Genomic DNA, 18771 nt, shown 5'->3' on the forward strand with positions numbered 1-18771 from the left:
GGACGAGTTACGGCGCGGGCCAGATGAGCTTGTCACCGGAGTAGATCGCGGCGATGTAGGACGCGTCGAACTCGCTCTTCGCCTGGTCGGCCGAGATCGAGGTCTTCGTGTACTTGTTGAGCATCTCGGCCAGGGCGGAGACGTTCGCCGGGTCGATCGCGCCGAGCGCGGCCCCGGACTTGAGGCTGTCCCGCACGACCTTGTCCTCGGTCTGCCAGACGGCCAGGTTCTGCTTCTCGTCGTAGCCGGCGCCGGTCAAGTCGGCCGCCGCCTTGACGCACTCTTCGGCTTTGTCCTCGCAGTACTCGAAGGCGTGCAGACCGGCCCGGAGGAAGTCCTGCACGGCCGTCGGGTTCTTCGCGGCGAAGTCCGGGTTCACCGCCATCGCGCCGAGCGAGCCGGGCACCTTGTAGTCGTACGGCCGCCAGACCGTCACGTCCTGCCCGGACGCCTTGAGCTGGTTGGGCTCGTTGGAGATGAAGCCGGTGAGCGACTTGACCTGTCCCCGGGTCAGCACCGACGGGTCGTAGCCGACGGTCACCTGCTTGATCGAGCCGAAGTCGGCGCCCGCCTGCACCAGCATCGCCTGGACGCCGACCGGCATGGCGCCCTTCTGGCCGAGCGTGGTCCCGTTGAGCTGCTTGAGGTCGGTGACGTCGGGCTTGGTCATCAGGATCTCGAGGCCGACGGTGGAGTACGACGAGACGCCGGTGACCTTGATGCCGTTGGCGTTGGCCGAGAGCACGTCCTGCTGGCTCACCGGGCTGAAGGTGACCTTGCCGCTGGCCAGCAGCTTGGTGTTCTGGCTGGTGTCACCGGTGCCGGGCTGCATGGCGACGTCGAGGCAGACCGCGTCGAAGTAGCCGAGCTTCTTGGCCGCGGCGTACTCCAGGATCGAGGCGGACGCCTGCCACTGATAACCGGACAGATACGTTACCTTGCCGGCCGCCTTGTTCTTGGCGCAGCGATCGGCCGAGATGGCCGTGCCGGCCGCGGCGGCGGGGGCCGCCTCATCATCGGACGACCCGCAGGCGGCGGTGGTCGTCAGCAGGGCGGTCGTCGCGATGACCGAAAAAAGGGCGCGAAGTCTCATGGGATCCTCACCGAGGTTGTAATGAAGGAGGCCTTACTTGATGCCCTGGCGGGTTTCGTGCCAGTGGAGAAGGCGGCGCTCCAGCAGGGTCACGATCAGCAGGAGCAGGGAGCCCAGGACGGCCAGGATGGCGATCGAGGCGTAGACGGCGGCCAGGCGGTTCATCGACGACGCCAGGCTGATCGCGGTGCCCAGGCCCTTGGCGGAGCCGGCAGCCGAGAGCTCGGCCACGACCGCGCCCACCACCGAGAGCGGGAAGACGATGCGCAGCGCGGCGAACAGGTACGGCAGCGAGCTGGGGACCCGGATGTACCAGAGGGTCTCGAGCCGGGACGCGTGCATGGTCTGGTAGACCTGCAACACCGGCACGGGGACCGCCCGCAGGCCCGTCGACATGTTGATCAGGACCGGGAAGAAGCAGATCAGGCCGGTCACGATCAGTTTCGGGGCGGCGCCGAACCCGAAGGCCACGACCAGGGCCGGCGCGATCGCCACCAGCGGCGTCACGTTGAGGATCACGGCCACCGGCATGATGGCCCGGCGGGCCAGCGTGAACTCGCTGACGACGACGGCCAGCACGAACGCCACGGCGGTGCCGATGGCCAGGCCGCCGACCGCCTCGCGCAGGGTCACGAGCGCGTTCTCGAGGTAGTAGCCGGCATCTTCGGTCAGGGTCTGCCCGATGTCGCCGAGCGGGGGCAGCAGGTACGGCATGCGGTCGGCGCCCCACTGCCACAGCGCGCCGAGCACAGCCAGCATCAGCACCAGCGGCATCCACTTGGCCGGGTGCAGGAAGGCGAAGGTGCGCTTACCTCGCACGCGCGGCGGAGAGGCCAACTCGGCGATCACTTCCGGTTCGGCCAGGGTCATGACGCGATCGCGTTCGCGTAATGGAAAGCGCCCCGGAGCCGGTCGCGCACCAGATCCTCGTACGCGTGGAACTCGGGTGTCTTGAGCAGGGCCTGTCCCCGCGGCCGGCGCAGGTCGATGTCGATGACGTCGGTGATCCGGCCCGGCCGGGGTGCCATCACGACGATCCGGTCGGAGAGCCGCACGGCCTCGCTGACCGAGTGCGTGATGAACAGGACCGTGGCCTTGAGCTCGTCCCACAGGTCGAGCAGCTGCTCCTGCAGCGCCTCCCGGGTGAACTCGTCCAGCGCCGAGAACGGCTCGTCCATCAGCAGCACGTCGGGATGCAGGCCGAAGGCGCGGACGATGGCCGCGCGCTGCTGCATGCCGCCGGAGATCTGCGCCGGCAGCTTGTGCATGACGTCGCCCAGCCCGGCCTTGCTCAGCAGCTCCACCATGTCGGCCGTCTTGCGGCCCTTGCGGCGGTTGACCTTCTTGGGCAGCGACACGTTCTTCAGCACCGACAGCCAGGGCAGCAGCGCCGGCGTCTGCGGCACCAGGCCGAGCATCTTGTCGGCCGCGGCCCGCTCCGGTGTGAGGCCGCCGACCGTGATCCGGCCGGCGTCCGGCGTCTCCAGCCCGGCCACGGCCCGCAGCAGCGTCGACTTGCCGCAGCCGCTGGGCCCGATGACGCTGACGAAGGTGCCGGTCTCCACGGTGAGGTCGACGTCGTCGAGTGCGGTGAGGGAGCCACCGGCGCCGATGTCGTAGACCCGGCGCACCCCGTTGACGCGGATCTCTCCGCTCATGCGGAATTTCCCAACATAGCGGTCTCCAGACAGATAGAAATCGTCAATGGAGCCGGAGAAGCGTGCGAGGCGAATACGAGGATATGACTCGCGAGAACTCAAGCTGAGAAGAAGTTAAAGACGGCGTGCTTCCGTCAGAAGTATCGGAGGTTTCCTCGCCGTAAACTCGACTCACCGCCAACTTCCAGCCTTGCCTGAACTTCTTCGACAGTACGGCAATATATCGTCTGCATCCAGCATCATCAATGATGGCCAGGCGCGTCCCGTTCGGCCCGACCGCGCGAAAACCTCAGGTTCGCCCCCGGGCGGGCGATGGGCGCGGCATGCCAGCCGCCCTGCGAGGCAGGAGACCCCTGCTCGCGTACGCCGTAGTGGCCCTGCTCGCGGCGCTGGCCTATCCGCTGGCCCCGGACGGCGCCCGGCCCCTGCTGTACTTCCTGATCGGCTCCTCGTCGCTGATCCCGGCGTTCTACGCCCTGCGCCGGCGCAAGGGCCCGACCGTGCTCATCGTGGCCGGACTGGTGGTCATCAACGCCGGCGGGCTGTGGGCGGCGATCCAGCTCGGCCTGACCGACAACCGCAATCTGGCGTCGCTGGTGTTCATCGTCGGTGGCCATCTGCTGCTGCTCTCGGCGGCCGTCTGGATCGTCTTCCGGCACGGCCGGGGCGACATCGGCGGCATCCTCGACGCCGCGGTGATGGCCGTGGGCCTGGTCGGGCTGCTCTGGACCGTCCTGGTCCAGCCGCGGCTGGACGCGATCGCGATGTCGCCCGGCTCCCGGGCCGGGCTGCTGGTGATGGCGCTGTGCCTGGCCGGGATGCTCGGCGCCCTGCTCCGGGTGGAGAGCGCGGGCCGCGAGTCGCTGCTGGCGCTGCGGGCGTTCATCGTGGTCCTGCCACTGGCCCTGATCGGCAACATGGGCGTGATGTGGTCGGCCGCCGACAGCCCGCTGCTGCGGCCCGGCTGGGCCGACACGCTCTTCCTGGCGGGTTACATCGTGGCCGGTACGGGCGTGGCCGACCGGTCGATGGATCAGCTGCAGCGCCCGGGCCCGGTGTCGGCCGACCGGCTGGGCCCGGGCCGCCTGGCGTTCCTGGGGGCCGCGCTGGCGCTCAACCCGGTGGTGGCCGCGGTGCAGCAACTGGCCGGGCGGCCGATCGACGCCGTCCTGCTCGCGGTGGGCACGGCTGTGGTCGTGCCGCTGGTGATGGTGCGGATCGGGATGCTGTCGGCGCAGCGGTCGCGGGCCGAGCGGGCGCTGGCCCACGAGGCGACCCACGACGCGCTGACCGGCCTCGCCAACCGAAAGAAGTTCCTGGCCGAGCTGGACGCCGACCTGGCGGCGGGGGCGGCTCCGCTGGTGCTGTTCTGCGACCTGAACGGGTTCAAGGCGGTCAACGACGGGCTCGGCCACGTGGCCGGGGATCAGCTGCTCCAGCAGGTCGCGGAGCGTCTGGCCGCCTCGGTCCGGGAGACCGATCTGCTGGCCCGCTACGGCGGCGACGAGTTCGTCGTGCTGTGCCGCGGCGCGGAGAAGGAGGTCCTGCAACGATTGGAGGCCGCCTTCGAGGCGCCGTTCGTGGTCGCCGGCGAGAAGAGCGACGTCGGCGTCAGCATCGGCGCGGTCCACGCCGGCCCGGGCGACGACGCGGTCAGCGTCCTGCGCCGGGCCGACGGCGCCATGTACGAGGCCAAGGCCGACAGCCGCCGCACCGAAGAACGCGTCACCGCCGTCCTGGGAGCCCGAACAACGTGAAGACGGCTGGGTCGACGAACGTCACCGCCCGCCGGATGAGCCCGCCCCGAACGTCGAAGACCTGCAGCGAATGGGCACTTCCGCCCGGCGCGTACGCGGCCAGGCCCGCACCCCCGTTCGCTTCCACCGGCACCATCCGCCAGCCCGGCCCCCGCAGGGCGAAGACCCGCTTCAGGAACGCGCCGTAGTCGGCCCGCCCGGCCAGCCAGAGCGCCACCGGCGGCATCTCCAGCGCCACGTCCTCGGCCAGCAACCGGGTCAGCCCGGGAACGTCCGCCGCCTCGAACGCGGCCAGATACCGCTCGACGACCTCCCGCGCCCGCGGATCGGCCGGCTCACGCAGCTCCTCCAGCACCGGCCCGGCGGCGGCCAGCGCGGCCCGGGCCCGCTGCAGGCTGCTGTTCACCGACGCGACGCTGCTGTCCAGCGCCGACGCCACCTCAGCGGCCGAGAACTGCAGCACCTCCCGCAGCACCAGAGCCGCCCGCTGCCGCGCGGGCAACAGCTGCAACGCGGCCACGAAGGCCAGCCGAAGCCCGGCCCGTTCCTGGGCCGCCTGCGCCGGATCGCTGGGGAACGGCTGCAGCCACGGCACGTCCAGGCTGGGGGTCAGCGGCGCTTGCGGATCGCCGTTCGGCCCGAGCCCGCTCGGCAGCGGACGCCGCGCCCGCCCCTGGAGGGCGGTGAGGCAGACGTTGGTGGCGATCCGGTGCAGCCACGTGCGCCGGGATGCCTTCGCCGGGTCGTACGTCCCGTCGGCCCGCCACGCCCGCAGCAGGGTCTCCTGCACGAGGTCCTCGGCCTCGTCGGCCGAGCCGGTCATGCGGTAGCAGTGCGCGAGCAGCTCGCCCCGGAAATCCTCGTCGGACACCGCGATGAGTCTGCCAGCCGCGGCCGGTATGTAAAGGCATGAGTGAAGTCATCGTCATCCAGTTCATCACCCTCGACGGCGTGGTCTCCGACCCGGACGGGCGCGGCGGCACGCCGTACGGCGGCTGGGCCTTCCGGCACGGCGCGGGGCCGGTCAGCGACGACAAGTTCCGGCTCGGCGAGCGGATGACCAACGGCGTCCAGCTGTACGGGCGGCGGACCTGGGAGCATTTCGCGCGTCTCTGGCCGGCGCGCGACGGAGCGTACGCCAAGGTTATGAATGAGACGCCGAAACGGGTCGCCACCCGCACCGGCATTGACGTGAGTAAATGGCCGAATTCGGCCGCGATCGACGGCGACCCGGTGGAGTGGGCCCAGCGCGCGGAACGGGACGTCGTCGTGATCGGCAGCCTGAGCCTGGTGCGCCAGCTGGCCGCGGCCGATCTGGTCGACGAGTACCGCCTGATCACGTTCCCGCTGGTCGCGGGCGCGGGCGACCGCTTGTTCACCGCGCCGGCCGAGTTCCGGTTCACCGCGGTCGAAACCGTCGGCCCGGTCACCCTGACGATGCTGCGAAGGGGCTAGGTCCAGGCCAGTGAGGAGCGGTACGACCAGTACTTCTCGGGTGTCTCGGCCAGGTGAGCCAGCGACGACAGGTCGACCGTCGTGGTCGGGGCGCGCAGGTTGGAGTCGAGCTGGCCGACGGTGGCGGCGCCGGAGAGGACGACGTTGGCCCACGGCTGCTGCAGGGCGGCGGCCAGGGCCACCGCGTCGGGCGCCTCCCCCAGCTCGGGGAGGGTGGCGAGGCGCCCGTTGGCCATCGCCTCCTTGACGATGACCAGGCACCCGGCCTCGTGCGCCTCGGCCAGCGCGGGGCCGGCCGAGGGCTCGAGCAGGTTCCACGTGGCCTGGATGCTGCGGAACAAGGGGGCGCCGTCGACGCGTACGGCCAAGGCCTCTCGAATTGCCGTCGCCTGGGCCGGACCGCTGGTCGAGATGCCGACGACGATGCCCTGGGCGGCGAGCCCGGCCAGATGGCGGTGCAGGACCTTGTCGGTCAGGGCCGGGCTCTCCGGCGTGACCGAGTGGATGTGGTAGATGTCGAGCCGATCGCCGAGCAGGTCCTGCGTCTCGCCGATCTGCCGGTCGAAGGTGGCCACGCTGTGGTCCTTGACCTCGTGGACCGCGGCCTCGACCTGCCAGTCGGCGGTGTAGGTGTAGCCCCATTTGCTACCCACGACGACGTCCTTGTAGGAAGAATGGCGCAGCCACGCGGCCAGGAACTCCTCGGCCCGGCCGTAGGAACGGGCGACATCGAAATACCTCACCCCTTGGCGGTACGCGTCGTCGAGCAGCGCGAAGACCAGCGAGCGCAGGGTGTCCACAGTGCGCTCGGCCGGTAGATCCTTGTCCCGGCCGAGATTGATGTACCCGGGGCGGGCGACGGCGGCCAGCCCCAGGCCGACGCCCCGAACCGAGATCAACGGCTGGAGGCCGTCCGTGCGGCGATCATCTGCGAGCCCGTCATCCGGTCGGCCGGAATAGAGGCGGTGGGCCGGCGCCCGGCCCGGCAGAAGCCGTCGTCGGTGCGCGGCGCGATGATGTCGGCCGCCGGGATCTTCGTGGCGGCGAGCGGCGACGGCGCCGAAAGGTCCGGGTACCGCGCCTCCCAGGCCTGCCGCACCCGGTCGGGAAGGTGCAGGTGACGCCAGAGACGGCGGAGCATGCCGGGGTGCAGGAGATCGTTGATCTCGCAGCAGTCGGCGGCCTGGCACAGCACCGTCTGGTAGGCCAGCCGCTGCTGGGCCGGGTCCTCCAGGTCGTACCGGCGGCGGGATTTGTGGCCGGCGGCCATATGGTGCGGGAGCTCCATCACTCCCACGCTGTGACCGCGCAGATCGTCGAGTCGTTCCGGGACGGAGGGTGCCCGATCCTGAGGGCCGCGCTGCCGGCGGCCGTCGCGGGCGGCGACGTACGGCATGGGCCCAGGCTAAGCCCGGCGGCGCGCGCCGGGTACCCGGTCGGCCGGATCGGTTACCCGGGTGCCGAAAGTGACCGTGTTGCGCAGCCGCCGCTTCATCCCGCCGGCGGCCCGGTTGCGCAGCCGGGCCAGCGCGTTCTGCGGCCGTTTCTCCAGCGGCTGGTCCAGCGACGCGGCGTGGCCGAGCATGCCGACGATCGTGTCGATCGCCGCCTCCAGCACCTGCGTGTCCGGCAGCTGGTCGGGGGTCGGCCCGGTCACCGGCACCGCCACCGGCCGCAGCTCGTCCAGGTCGCCCACGATCTCGCACGGGTAGTCGCGCAGGGTGGCGATCTGCTGTTCGGCGACCGCCATGACCCAGGCCGCGCGGTCGGGGCCGATGCCGAAGCGCAGCGCGTTGGCCCGCTGCTTGAGCACCGCGTCGACCAGGTGCCGCTGGACGACCCGCTGATAGGGCACCCGGTGCGGGTACAGGTCGCCCAGCGCCTGGTTGACCCGGCGCAGCAGTTCGATCTCGGCCGCGCCGAGCGAGACGTTGGCGGTCGGCTCCTCGAGCTCGCACAGCCCGTCGGGCACCCCGATGACGCCGGCGAAGCGTTGCCAGAGCAGGTCGTACGGGGCCCCGGCGGGCGGCACCGTGATCAGATGCCGCCGCTCGGGCGGGAGCAGGTCGCCCCAGCGGCGCAGCATCCGCTCGGCCGTGTGCTCGTCCCAGAACGCCTGGTAGCGGCCCTTCTCGACGGCCGACAGGAAGTCCTCGAAGCGCCAGGTGCTGCGCCCGCGGATGCTCTGCTGCCACATCGACGGCAGGGTGCGCCAGAGGTCGCGGCCGGCCACGACGACGTGCACCTCGGCCGGCCCGAAGCTGTGCACCGCGCGCTCGGCCTGTTCCCGCGTGGCCGCGCCGAGCCCTTCACTGCTGATGACGACGTCATCCGGCCAGGCGTTGGCCAGGCCGGTGAGCCGGTCCCAGGTCCAGCCCGAACTCGGGTCGTACCAGGGCACGCCGCGCAGATCGGCCATACCCTGGTCGTGCGCGTAGAGGGTGTGCGGCACCAGCACGCCGGCCCGGTCGCGGAGCTCGGCGGCGTTGCCCCAGAGGACGTTCTGGATGTAGGTGCTGCCGGTCTTGGGCGCACCGATGTGCAGAAACACTCGCCGGGCCACTGTCGCCTCCCCGGGTCTTCTCGCGCGCCTGGTCAAACCCATCTGATCAAAGTCGACCGGCAAAGTCGTAAAACACTCCGACGAGTTCGCCCAAGAGGCGTAATAGCCGCATCTCAGGATGAAGTTCCGGCGTTCACCTGACCACGGACGTCAGAACGGGTACGCGCCGCAGGTTCAGGGCGAGCACCCCGCTGATACCCACGAAGACCGACGCGAGCGCCACCACCGCCGGCCACGAGCCGAGCGACCAGGCCGTGCCGGCCAGGCTGCCGAAGACCGACGAGCCCGCGTAGTAGGCGAACAGGTAGTACGACGCCGCCTGCCCGGCCGGCACTCCCCCGGCGTGCGCCCGCACCGGCACCCAGCCGCTGGCCACGCCGTGCACGCAGAAGAACCCGGCGGTCATCACGGCCAGCCCGACGATCATGATCGGGAGCCGGTCGGGCAGGGTGAGCAGCAGCCCGGCCGCGGTCAGGACACACCCGAACGGCATCACCGCGCGCCGTCCGTACCGGTCGGCCAGCCGCCCCGAGACGGCCGAACTGAGCGTGCCCACCGGATAGACCAGGAAGACCGCCCCGGCCGCGCCCGCGCCCAGCAGGAACGGCGCGCTGGTGAGCCGGAAGCCCATCGCGTTGTAGACCGACACGAACGCGCCCATCGCGCACGCCCCGATCGCGTACAGGCTGAGCAGGGCCGGGTCGGTGAGCGCCCGGCGCGACATCGCCGAGGCCGGCCGCCGCACGAAGTGCCGCGAGGCCGGCAGCAGCACGGCCACCACCACCGCACAGATCAGGCCCACGAAGGCAACGGCGGCCAGGGCCCACTGCCAGCCGTACGCCTCGCCGGCCCACCCGGTGACCAGACGGCCGGCCATGCCCCCGAGCGCCGTGCCGCCGATGTACAGCCCGGCCGCCCGCGCGTGCGTGTCCGGGTGCAGCTCCTCGCGCAGGTAGGCCGTGGCCACCGCCGGCAGCCCGGCCAGCGTCACGCCCTGCAGCCCCCGCAGCCCGAGCAGCACGGGCCAGCTCGGCGCCACCGCGCAGGCCAGCCCGACCAGCGCCGACAGCGTCAGCGACAGGTGGATGAGCCGGGTCCGGCCGACCTTCTCCGACAGCGGCCCGGTGATCAGCAACGCCATCCCGAGGCCGACCGTGGCCAGCGACAGCGACCACGCGCTCTGGGCCGGCGTCACCCCGAAGGCGGCCGAGAGGTCCGGCAGCAGCGCCTGCGTGCTGTAGAGCAGAGCGAAGGTGGCGACCCCGGCCGCGAACAGGGCCAGGACGATCCGGCGGTAGCCGGGTGTCCCGGCGCGGTAAGGCATTACGTCACGGTGCCGCGCCGCTTTCCATGCGTCCAATGCATGAAATCCATTGCTCCCATGCGCCTACCGTATGATCCGAGGAGTGCTGATCGAGGATCTCCGGGCGCTGATCGCGCTGGGTGAGCACCGCCACGTCACCGAGGCGGCCGCCGCGCTCGGTACCAGCCAGCCGACCCTGTCCCGGCTGCTGTCCCGCGTCGAGACGGAGCTCGGCGCGCGGCTGTTCGAACGCGACGCCCGCGGCGTGCACCCGAACCCGCTCGGCGAGGTGACCCTGGCCGCGGCCCGGGACATCGTCGACCGCCACGACCGGCTCCGGCGGGACCTGACCGGCCTGCTCGACCCGGCGTCGGGCACGGTCCGGCTCGCCTTCCTCGACTCGATGGCCACCTCGCTCGTGCCACGGATCCTGCGCGACGTACGCCGGCAGGCCCCGCACATGCGCGTCGAACTGCGCCAGGAGCCGGCCCACGAGATGCTGCGCGACCTGGACTCGGGAACCTCGGAGCTGGCCCTGACCTCGCCCCGCCCCACCGGTCCGTACGGCTGGATCGCCGTGCAGGCGCAGAGCCTGGCCCTGATCGTCCCGCCCGGCCACCGCTGGTCCTCGAGGTCGCGGACCGTCTCGCTGGCCGAGGTGGCGAAGCAGGACTTCGTGACGATCCCGCCCGGCTTCGGCTTCCGGGCGCTGGTCGACGACCTGTTCGCCACGGCCGGGGTGACGCCGCGGGTGGCGTTCGAGATCAGCGACCTGGCCACGATCGAAGGCCTGGTCGGGGCCGGCCTGGGCGTGGCGCTGGTGCCGGAGCAGTTCGTCGGGGTCTCCGGCACGATCGGGCTGGCGCTGGCCGCCCCCAGCGTGGAGCGGGTGGTCGGCCTCACCTGGCGCACGGACCGGCGGCTCGGCCCGGCGGCGGAGCGCTTCCGCGACTTCGTCGAGCAAGCCGCGCCGTACGGGTTAACGGACGATTAACCGGAAGTGACCCCCTGTTGATGATCCTTTAACGGGACGTCCGGTACGGTTGTTCGAGTGACATCGCGACCTTCTATGTGGGGATTCTGGCAACCGTCGTCCGATCAGGCCGATGACCTGCGGGTTCTTACCCGTCAGGCCGACCTGGTGGAGCTCAAGCTCCTCGTTCCCGACGACGGCCGGTTCGGCGGCCGGGCCCGGAAGGTCTATTTCCTCGACACCCCCGAGCTGGCGCTCAAGCGGGCCGGCATCGTGGTGCGCGTCCGTGAGCGGGCCGGCCGCCCCGACGACATCGTGGTCAAGCTGCGCCCGATGCACACCCGCGCCGTCCCCGGCTGGCTGCGCCGCTCCCCCGGCTTCCACGTCGAGGTCGACGCCATGCCCGGCCGCTACGTCTGCTCGGGCGCGCTCAAGCGCCAGCTCGGCAAGGGCGCGGTGGCCCGGGCCCGTAAGGACGGCAAACCCCTGACGTGCTTGCTCTCGGCGGCTCAGCGGCGGCTGCTGGCGGCGTACGCCCCGTGCCCGCCGGCCGAGCTGACAACCTTCGGCCCGGTGAAGGCCCGCAAGCGCCAGGTGAAGGTACGCGGCCTGGCGCTGACCGCCGAGCGCTGGGTCTACCCGGACGGGTCGGCCCTGCTCGAGCTCTCCACGAAGTGCCCCGTCGACGAGGCGGCGGCGGTCTCCCAGCGGGTGTCCCGCGCCCTACGCAAGGACGGCATCGCCCCCGCCAAGGTGCAGCACACCAAGACCGAGCTGGCCCTCGGCGCCCTCTGAACCCTTCTCAGGCGACCGACACCGACGGCAGGGACAGCCGCGACATCACCCGCTGAACGGCGGCGCGCAGCAGCGGAGCGCGGCGGGAGTGCACGGCGGCGTTGGGCGATCCGGGCCCGTGGCGGCGGAGCATGTCGGCCATCCGGTCCTCGAAGTCCATGATGCGCCCGTACGGGCCCACGGTCTGATCGGCGTACGTCAGCCCGTCACTGACCGGGGTGCTCTCCTGCGGGAACTCGGCCAGCGCGTCGTCCAGACCCTTGGCGTAGGCGACGCAGATCGCCCCAGAGTGATGGGCGACCAGGCCGGAGATGCGCAACGGCCACTCGAGCCGCCTCAGGTGCCGCGCCCCGTCGAGCGGATGAAACCCGGTGTCGACAAGCGCCGCGGCGTAGCCGATGTCATGCAGCCACGCCGCCGCCACCAGCACGTCCGCCTCCTCGGCGGGCACCGTGGCGCTGATCTGGGCGGCCCGCTCGGCCACCCCCACCGAGTGCTGCCATCGCTCCGGCAGATCGGCCAGAAGGCGTTCAGCAAGCTCACGTGCGTCGTCGACGAGCGGGCGGATCATGACGCTACGTTAGCGCCGCCAAGGTGAACACCAGGTGTCCAGAAGTTATACGTTAGCCGTGCGCGGCCCGCCGACCGGCGCACCGTCACCTCCACCGGAGGGGCGCCGCCACAGGAGCGCCACCACCACAGGAGCGCCGCACCGGCCGAACTGCCGCGCCGGCCGAACTGTCACGCCGCGGAACTGTCGCGCCGGGCCTTCGTCACTCCTGGGCCAGCACCTTCTCCAGCGCCCTCGCGACGGTGCGGGCCTCGGCCGCGGTCATGCGGGACGTGAAGTATCGCCGGATGCCGGCCAGATAAGCCGGAGCCGACTCCCGCAGGCGCACCCGCCCGGCCTCGGTGATCGTGGCATACGCCGAGCGCTTGTCGTCCGGATTGCTCTCCCGGGTCACCAGGCCCGCGTCCATGAGCGCGTCCACCACCCGGCTGACCCGGCTGCGGCTGATCACCGCGAGCCGGCCGAGCTCACCCATGCTCAGCCTCCGCCCCGGCGCCGAGTTCAGCTCCAGCAGCACGTCGTACCAGGTCAGGGGCAACCCACAAACCGTCTGAAGATCCTGATCGAGACGCGGGACCAGCGCCGCGTGAACCCGCAGCAGGGCCGCCCACGCCGCCACGTCATCGGTGTCGCTCATCACCACAGGCTACTCAACTCTTGTGCGTGCGCACGCACACATCTAAGAATGTGCGTGCGCACGCACATAAATTCGGGCGTGCCCACGCACTCGCTTTTTATGTGCGTGCGCACGCACACAAAGCACCAGGAGTCGCCATGAAGTTGCTGCACATCTCCGCCTCGCCGCGCGGCCCGCGCTCCGAGTCCCTTGCCCTCGCCGGCACGTTCCTGCAAGTCATCCGGGATTCGCTACCCAGCGGCGGGCTCGATGTCGACCACTTCGATCTCTGGGACGGGACGTTGCCGGCGTTCGGGCCGGACGCGGCGGCGGCCAAGATGGCCGTATTCGCCGGGGAAGAGCCGCAAGGTGCGGCCGCGGACGCCTGGCGGGCGGCGATCGCCACGTTCCGGCGGTTCGACGCGGCCGACCGCTATCTGTTCAGTGTGCCGATGTGGAACGCCGGCATCCCGTACATCCTCAAGCAGTTCATCGACGTGATCAGCCAGCCCGGCCTGGTCTTCGGCTTCGACCCGGCCACGGGGTACCGCGGGCTGCTGCGCGGCAAGCGGGCCGCCGTCGTCTACACCAGCGCGGTGTACGGGCCGGACCGCGGCCCGGCCTTCGGCGCCGACTTCCAGGCGCCCTATCTGGAGGACTGGCTGCGCTGGGCCGGTGTGGACGACATCCGCACGGTCCACTTCCGGCCGAACCTGGCCACCGCCGACGTCTCCACCGCCCGCCGCCTCGCCCACGAGCAGGCGCGCAACGTAGCGAAAGGATTCCTGGAATGAGGGCCTTCCTCTGGGCGCTCCCGGCCTACGGCACCCTGCTCGGCCTGAGCACCCTCACCCACCAGCCACCCACCTCCGACTTCGACGCGTACGCCGAGTACGTCACCACCGGCGTCTTCCTCGTCAGCCATCTGGGCGCCAGCATCTTCGGGGCCGCGCTGGCCATCCTCGGCGTGTTCGGCCTGGCCTCCTCTCTCGGCCGCAGCAGGTCAGCCGTCGCGGGGCTCGCGCTGACCACGGTGGCCAACGTCTTCCTGGCCGCCTCGTTCGGCAGCGCGGCCTTCGTGCAGCCGGGCCTCGGCCGCGCGCATCTCGCCGGCGTGCCGGGCATGGCGGTGATCAACGACGACACCGCGTACGGCCCGGCGTTGTTCGTCACGGCGCTGTCCGCCTCGTTCCTGCTCGTGGTCGCGGCGGTGGTGACGGGGGTCGCGCTGTTCCGCGCCGATCGCCGCCTCCGCCCGTACGGCATCGCCTACGCCGCCCTGATCACGCTGTTCGTCGCCGGGATCGCCGTGCCGGTGGTTCAGCCGTTCGCCGGCTTCGGTCTGGCCGTGGCGACGGGACTGCTGGCCGTTCACGGTGTACGCAGCGCCGCCACCTCGGCCGGGTCGGTCAGGCCGGCCCTGATCACGTAGTGCATCTTCTTGCCGGTGGCGGTGCGCGGCAGGGTGTCGACGAACCGGTACCGGCGGGGGCGCTTGTAGTCGGCGAGCATCGGATGGGCCTTGGCGTGCTTGTCCAGCTCCTGCGGGGTCAGGTCCCGGGTCGCGGTCTGGATGTACGCGACCACGATCTGACCCCAGCGCTCGTCCGGCAGCCCGACCACGATCGAGTCGGTGACCTGCGGATGCTCGTTCAGGACCTCTTCGACCTGTACGGGGTGGACGTTCTCGCCCCCGGAAATGATCATGTCGTCCTTGCGGCCCACGATCGTCACGTACTCCTGGGCGTCCCACGTGCCGAGGTCGCCGCTGTAGAGCCACCCGTCGCGGAACTTCAGGGCCTGCTCACGCTCGTTGTTGACGTAGGCGTAGCCGCTCTTGAGCGAGCGCATGATGACCTCGCCGGTCGCCGAGCCGTCCTTCGCGACCAGGTCGTCCGGGTCGCCGGGCCCGTCCTCGGTCACCCGCACGACCCGCACGTCGTCGTCGGTGCAGGCGCGGCCGGCGCTGCCGGCGTGCTCGGGCAGGTCGGACGGGCGCAGGAAGGTGTTCCAGAACATCTCCGTGGTGCCGTAGCCGTTGAAGATGCGCGGCGTGAGCACCTGCTGGTAACGCAGGCAGGCCTCCCGCTCGAGCGGCGCCCCCATCGTGACGAGGCCCCGCAGCGACGACAGGTCGCGCGGCCGTTCTTCTTGGTGCGCGGTGAGCATGGCCAGGTTGGTCGGGGCGCCGATCAGGAAGGTGAGCCGATGCTCGGAGACCATGTCGAGCACCGCCGACGGGTCGAACGAGCGGGCCGTGACGGCGGCCGCTCCGGCGTAGAAGACCGCGTTCGGGCCGCCGGGCGAGATGCCGCCCCGGTGGAACCAGGGCGTCATGTTGAGCGTGCGGTCCTGCGGCTCCAGCGGGAAATGCATGATCACGTCGTGGGCGGTGAGCACCTCGGCCGCGGCCGGCAGCGAGACGCCCTTCGGCATGCCGGTCGTGCCGGAGGTGTAGAGCCGGATCGTCTCGTCCCACGCCGTGCCCGGATGCCCCTCCCCGTCGAGCGAGCCGTGCCGCAGCAGGATCCCGAAGTCGTCCGAGCTCAGCGTGAGAGCCGGCACGTGAGTGGACATGCGCAACGCCTCGTCGGCCACCGCGGCCAGCGAGGCGTCGTACACATAGACCCGCGGCGAGCTGTCGTCGAGCACGTGGGCGGTCTCCCCCGAGGAGAACCGGAAGTTGATCGGCGACGCGATCGCGCCCAGGTGCTGGCTGGCCAGATAGAGCAGGGCGAATTCGGCACTGTTGTAGAGCTGGAAGGTGACAACGTCACCCGAGCGGACGCCGTGCGCGGCCAGGCCGGCGGCCACCCGGCGGACGTCGGCCCCGAGCTCGGCGTACGTCCAGTCCCGGCCCTGGTCGGTGTCGCGCAGGGCGAGCCGCTCGGCGTACCGGTGGGTGTTGCGCCAGAAGCCGGCGATGAAGGTGAACCGGGATTCGAAGACGTCGCGGAACGCGGCGGAGTCGTACTTGTAGGTCATCGGTGCTCCAGGTCAGGCGGTGGTGAACACCGCCACGCAGTTCTGCCCGCCGAAGCCGAAGGCGTTGGCGGTCGCCGTCCGCACCTCGAGCGGCCGGGCCACGTTCGGCACGTAGTCCAGGTCGCATTCGGGGTCGGGGGTCGTCAGGTTGATGGTCGGCGGCACGACGCCGTCGCGGATGGCGAGCACCGCGGTCATCGCGCCGAGCGCCCCGGCCGCTCCGATCAGGTGCCCCACCATCGATTTGGGGCTGCTGACGGCCAGCCGGTCCGCTGCTTTTCCGTACGCCTGGCGGATCGCCATCGTCTCGGTGCGGTCGTTGGCCTTGGTGCTGGTGCCGTGGGCGCTCACGTAGTCGACCTGCTCGGGGGCGATTCCGGCGTTGCGGAGCGCCTTGGTGATGGCCGCGGCCGCGTACTCGCCCTGGGGTGAAGGCGCGCTCACATGAAAGGCGTCGGCCGTCAGCGCACCGCCCGCCAGGGCCGCGTACGTCTGGGCCCCGCGCCGCTCGGCGTGCTCGCGCGACTCGAGGACCATGACGACCGAGCCCTCGCCGAAGACGAACCCGTCCCGGCCGGCGTCGAAGGGCCGGCTCGCCGCCGCCGGGTCGTCGTTCCGCTGGGACAGCGCGCCCATCGACGACAGCCCCGCGAACATCACCGGCGTGATGGCGGCGTCGGTGCCGCCGCAGACGACGACGTCGGCCTCACCCGAGAGGATCAGCCGCCGCGCCTCGAGCAGCGCGTAGTTCCCGCTCGCGCAGGCCAGCGCGCTCGCCGTGACCGGCCCGTGCACGCCGAGATCGATGGCGACCTCGCAGGCCGGCATGTTGGTCAGCGACGAGGCCACGAAGTACGGCCCGAGCCGCCGGTCGTCGTCCATCGTCCGGGTGGCCCGTTCGATCGTGTCGAAGCCGGCCACCGCCGCGTTGATGACGACTCCCGTGCGGTCGGGGTCGAGAGTCAGCTCGGCGTCGGCCACCGCCTCCCGGGCCGCCGCGACGGCGAGCTGGGTGAAGCGGGCCGACCGCCGCAGCCGTTTGCCCTCGAGGTACGCGCCCGGGTCGAACCCCTTGACCTCGGCCGCGATCCGGGTCGGCAGCGGGCTCGCGTCGAACGAGGTGATCGGCGCGACCCCGGACGTGCCGGCCAGCAGCGCCGACCACGTGCTCTCCCGGTCGTTCCCGACCGGGGTGACGGCTCCGATGCCGGTGATGACGACGTCTGCGGCCATCGGTCGCCTCCGAGTTCATGGATCTTGCCTGCACCATAAACCCAGACTTCACACTTGAACAGTGACGCCCGTAACGCCCGCGAATGGGGGCCGGCACGGATGCGCGCAGCTCATCGACCCGTCAGGCTGGATGAGCAGGCGGAGACGAGGAAGATGGGTGGCGTTGTGTCGTTGTTCTGGCGGATCTTCTCGTTGAACGCGGCCGTGCTCACCGTGGCGGCTCTGCTGCTGCTCTTCGCGCCCGTGACGGTGTCGGCCACGGCCCGGCTGACCGAGGCGCTGATCATCTTCGCCGGCACGATCGCGACACTCATCGCCAACGCCGTGCTCCTGCGGGTCGGGCTGCAGCCGCTGGCCCGGGTGACCCGCGTCATGACGACGATCGACCTGCTCAAGCCGGGCACGCGCATCGCCACGAAGGGCGAGGGCGAGGTCAGCGCGCTCATCACCGCCTTCAACACGATGCTGGAGCGGCTCGAGCACGAGCGGGCGGCGAGCGCCGGCCGGGCCCTGGCCGCCCAGGAGGAGGAGCGGCACCGCATCGCGCAGGAGTTGCACGACGAGATCGGGCAGACCCTGACCGCGGTGCTGCTCGACCTCAAGCGGGTCGCCGACTCCTCCCCCGGCCCGGTGCGGGATCAGCTGCGGCAGGCCCAGGAGAGCACCCGCAACAGTCTCGACGAGCTGCGCCGCATCGCCCGCCGGCTGCGCCCCGGCGTCCTGGAGGAGCTCGGCCTGGCCAGCGCCCTGCGCGCGCTGGCCAACGAGTTCACCACGGCCGGCCTGACGGTCCGCCGCCAGGTCGCCTCGGATCTGCCCGCGCTCGGCAAGGACGCCGAGCTGGTCGTCTACCGGGTGGCCCAGGAGGGCCTGACCAACGCCGCCCGCCACGCCTCGGCCCACCACGTCGAGCTTTCACTGCAGAACCAGGCCGGGGCCGTACGCCTGTGCGTGCGCGACGACGGCCGCGGGCTGGGCGCGGCGACCGAGGGGGCGGGCATCCGCGGCATGCGGGAACGAGCCCTGCTCATCGGGGCCACCCTCACCGTCGAGTCCGACCCGCCGGGCGGGACCTCGGTGTCCCTGCTCGTCCCCGCGCCCGTAGGAGGTGCCGCATGACCACGCCCACCCGCATCCTGCTGGCCGACGACCATGCGCTCGTCCGCCGCGGCGTACGGCTGATCCTGGACAACGAGCCCGACCTGAAGGTGATCGCCGAGGCCGCCGACGGCGCGGAGGCCGTGGCCCTGGCCGCGGCCGACCCGCCGGACCTGGCCGTGCTGGACATCGCGATGCCGCGGATGACCGGCCTGCAGGCCGCCCGCGAGCTGAACCGCCGCCAGCCCGGCCTGCGCATTCTCATCCTGACCATGTACGACAACGAGCAGTACTTCTTCGAGGCGCTGCGGGTCGGCGCGGCCGGCTACGTCCTGAAGTCGGTGGCCGACCGGGATCTGGTCGAGGCCTGTCACGCGGCCATGCGGGACGAGTCGTTCCTCTACCCGGGCGCGGAGACCGCGCTCGTCCGCGAATATCTGGAACGCGCCCGCACCGGGGCCGAGATCCCCGCCCGGGCGGTGACCGAGCGCGAGGAGGAGGTCCTCAAGCTCGTCGCCGAGGGGCACTCGACGCGCGAGATCGCCGAGCTGCTCTACATCAGCGTCAAGACGGTGGAGCGCCACCGGTCCAACATCCTGGCCAAGCTGGGCCTCAGGGACCGGCAGGAACTGACCCGGTACGCGATCCGCGCCGGTCTGATCGAGCCCTGA

At 71.3% G+C, this 18771-nt stretch carries 20 protein-coding genes; 8 read left to right on the plus strand and 12 right to left on the minus strand.

What is annotated here, in order from left to right; all coding sequences use genetic code 11:
* Nucleotides 1–7 precede the first annotated feature (7 nt).
* The 3 genes from AB0J66_RS07190 to AB0J66_RS07200 are packed head-to-tail and all read right to left on the minus strand — an operon-like array spanning nucleotide 8 to nucleotide 2751.
* Complete coding sequence (locus tag AB0J66_RS07190; protein ID WP_364656670.1) at nucleotides 8–1093, minus strand: ABC transporter substrate-binding protein; 1086 nt, start codon at nucleotides 1091–1093, stop codon at nucleotides 8–10.
* Between the two features lie 33 nt (nucleotides 1094–1126).
* Complete coding sequence (locus AB0J66_RS07195) at nucleotides 1127–1963, minus strand: ABC transporter permease subunit (RefSeq protein WP_364656673.1); 837 nt, start codon at nucleotides 1961–1963, stop codon at nucleotides 1127–1129.
* Entirely contained in the window at nucleotides 1960–2751 is a 792-nt protein-coding gene (locus AB0J66_RS07200; protein ID WP_364656675.1) for an ABC transporter ATP-binding protein, read from the minus strand. The genes AB0J66_RS07195 and AB0J66_RS07200 overlap by 4 nt, the downstream gene beginning before the upstream one ends.
* A 323-nt stretch (nucleotides 2752–3074) precedes the next feature.
* Here AB0J66_RS07200 and AB0J66_RS07205 point away from each other — a divergent pair, with 323 nt between their 5' ends.
* Nucleotides 3075–4508 (plus strand): diguanylate cyclase, encoded by a 1434-nt coding sequence (locus tag AB0J66_RS07205; RefSeq protein WP_364656678.1) that lies wholly within the window; start codon nucleotides 3075–3077, stop codon nucleotides 4506–4508.
* Here the strand turns inward: AB0J66_RS07205 and AB0J66_RS07210 are convergent.
* A complete protein-coding gene (locus AB0J66_RS07210) occupies nucleotides 4477–5379 on the minus strand; it encodes an RNA polymerase subunit sigma-70 (protein ID WP_364656680.1) in 903 nt (300 codons plus the stop codon). The two genes, AB0J66_RS07205 and AB0J66_RS07210, sit on opposite strands and share 32 nt — an antisense overlap.
* Before the next feature lie 38 nt (nucleotides 5380–5417).
* Between AB0J66_RS07210 and AB0J66_RS07215 the strand changes: the two genes are divergently transcribed.
* The gene (locus AB0J66_RS07215; protein ID WP_364656682.1) at nucleotides 5418–5963 is read left to right on the plus strand and encodes a dihydrofolate reductase family protein; all 546 of its coding nucleotides are present in this window, start codon (nucleotides 5418–5420) and stop codon (nucleotides 5961–5963) included.
* Here AB0J66_RS07215 and AB0J66_RS07220 read toward each other — a convergent pair.
* The 4 genes from AB0J66_RS07220 to AB0J66_RS07235 all read right to left on the minus strand — a co-directional run bounded on the left by AB0J66_RS07220 (nucleotide 5960) and on the right by AB0J66_RS07235 (nucleotide 9850).
* Nucleotides 5960–6862: an aldo/keto reductase gene (locus AB0J66_RS07220; protein ID WP_364656685.1), complete on the minus strand. Its 903-nt coding sequence runs from the start codon at nucleotides 6860–6862 to the stop codon at nucleotides 5960–5962. The genes AB0J66_RS07215 and AB0J66_RS07220 overlap by 4 nt on opposite strands.
* A complete protein-coding gene (locus tag AB0J66_RS07225) occupies nucleotides 6859–7359 on the minus strand; it encodes a hypothetical protein (protein WP_364656688.1) in 501 nt (166 codons plus the stop codon). The genes AB0J66_RS07220 and AB0J66_RS07225 overlap by 4 nt, the downstream gene beginning before the upstream one ends.
* A gap of 9 nt (nucleotides 7360–7368) precedes the next feature.
* Nucleotides 7369–8526, minus strand: coding sequence for a hypothetical protein (locus tag AB0J66_RS07230; protein WP_364656691.1), 1158 nt, complete (start codon nucleotides 8524–8526; stop codon nucleotides 7369–7371).
* 133 nt (nucleotides 8527–8659) lie between these two features.
* A complete protein-coding gene (locus AB0J66_RS07235; protein WP_364656694.1) occupies nucleotides 8660–9850 on the minus strand; it encodes an MFS transporter in 1191 nt (396 codons plus the stop codon).
* 82 nt (nucleotides 9851–9932) lie between these two features.
* On the opposite strand from AB0J66_RS07235, the gene AB0J66_RS07240 reads away from it, so the two are divergent.
* Together AB0J66_RS07240 and AB0J66_RS07245 are read left to right on the plus strand one after the other, a co-directional pair.
* A complete protein-coding gene (locus tag AB0J66_RS07240; protein WP_364656697.1) occupies nucleotides 9933–10823 on the plus strand; it encodes a LysR family transcriptional regulator in 891 nt (296 codons plus the stop codon).
* A gap of 75 nt (nucleotides 10824–10898) precedes the next feature.
* A complete protein-coding gene (locus tag AB0J66_RS07245; RefSeq protein WP_364656700.1) occupies nucleotides 10899–11597 on the plus strand; it encodes a hypothetical protein in 699 nt (232 codons plus the stop codon).
* 7 nt (nucleotides 11598–11604) lie between these two features.
* Here AB0J66_RS07245 and AB0J66_RS07250 read toward each other — a convergent pair whose 3' ends face one another.
* On the minus strand, nucleotides 11605–12168 hold the full coding sequence (locus AB0J66_RS07250; RefSeq protein ID WP_364656703.1) for an HD domain-containing protein: 564 nt from the start codon (nucleotides 12166–12168) through the stop codon (nucleotides 11605–11607).
* A 202-nt stretch (nucleotides 12169–12370) separates the two neighbouring features.
* Complete coding sequence (locus tag AB0J66_RS07255) at nucleotides 12371–12805, minus strand: MarR family transcriptional regulator (protein WP_364656705.1); 435 nt, start codon at nucleotides 12803–12805, stop codon at nucleotides 12371–12373.
* Nucleotides 12806–12942: 137 nt separating this feature from the next.
* On the opposite strand from AB0J66_RS07255, the gene AB0J66_RS07260 reads away from it, so the two are divergent.
* Together AB0J66_RS07260 and AB0J66_RS07265 are read left to right on the plus strand one after the other, a co-directional pair.
* The gene (locus AB0J66_RS07260) at nucleotides 12943–13578 is read left to right on the plus strand and encodes an NAD(P)H-dependent oxidoreductase (protein WP_364656708.1); all 636 of its coding nucleotides are present in this window, start codon (nucleotides 12943–12945) and stop codon (nucleotides 13576–13578) included.
* Nucleotides 13575–14216 carry a hypothetical protein gene (locus AB0J66_RS07265; protein WP_364656710.1) on the plus strand — a complete coding sequence of 214 codons (642 nt, stop codon included), beginning with the start codon at nucleotides 13575–13577 and terminating at the stop codon, nucleotides 14214–14216. The genes AB0J66_RS07260 and AB0J66_RS07265 overlap by 4 nt, the downstream gene beginning before the upstream one ends.
* On the opposite strand, the gene AB0J66_RS07270 is transcribed toward AB0J66_RS07265, so the two are convergent.
* Together AB0J66_RS07270 and fabF are read right to left on the minus strand one after the other, a co-directional pair.
* Nucleotides 14156–15769, minus strand: a complete 1614-nt coding sequence (locus AB0J66_RS07270; RefSeq protein WP_364656712.1) for an AMP-binding protein — start codon at nucleotides 15767–15769, stop codon at nucleotides 14156–14158. The two genes, AB0J66_RS07265 and AB0J66_RS07270, sit on opposite strands and share 61 nt — an antisense overlap.
* A gap of 12 nt (nucleotides 15770–15781) precedes the next feature.
* The gene (gene fabF, locus AB0J66_RS07275) at nucleotides 15782–17002 is read right to left on the minus strand and encodes a beta-ketoacyl-ACP synthase II (RefSeq protein WP_364656714.1); all 1221 of its coding nucleotides are present in this window, start codon (nucleotides 17000–17002) and stop codon (nucleotides 15782–15784) included.
* 165 nt (nucleotides 17003–17167) lie between these two features.
* Between fabF and AB0J66_RS07280 the strand changes: the two genes are divergently transcribed.
* Nucleotides 17168–18121, plus strand: coding sequence for a sensor histidine kinase (locus AB0J66_RS07280; RefSeq protein WP_364656717.1), 954 nt, complete (start codon nucleotides 17168–17170; stop codon nucleotides 18119–18121).
* Nucleotides 18118–18771 carry a response regulator transcription factor gene (locus AB0J66_RS07285; RefSeq protein ID WP_364656720.1) on the plus strand — a complete coding sequence of 218 codons (654 nt, stop codon included), beginning with the start codon at nucleotides 18118–18120 and terminating at the stop codon, nucleotides 18769–18771. The genes AB0J66_RS07280 and AB0J66_RS07285 overlap by 4 nt, the downstream gene beginning before the upstream one ends.

The organism is Actinoplanes sp. NPDC049598 (genome assembly GCF_040675435.1).
GTDB lineage: Bacteria > Actinomycetota > Actinomycetes > Mycobacteriales > Micromonosporaceae > Actinoplanes.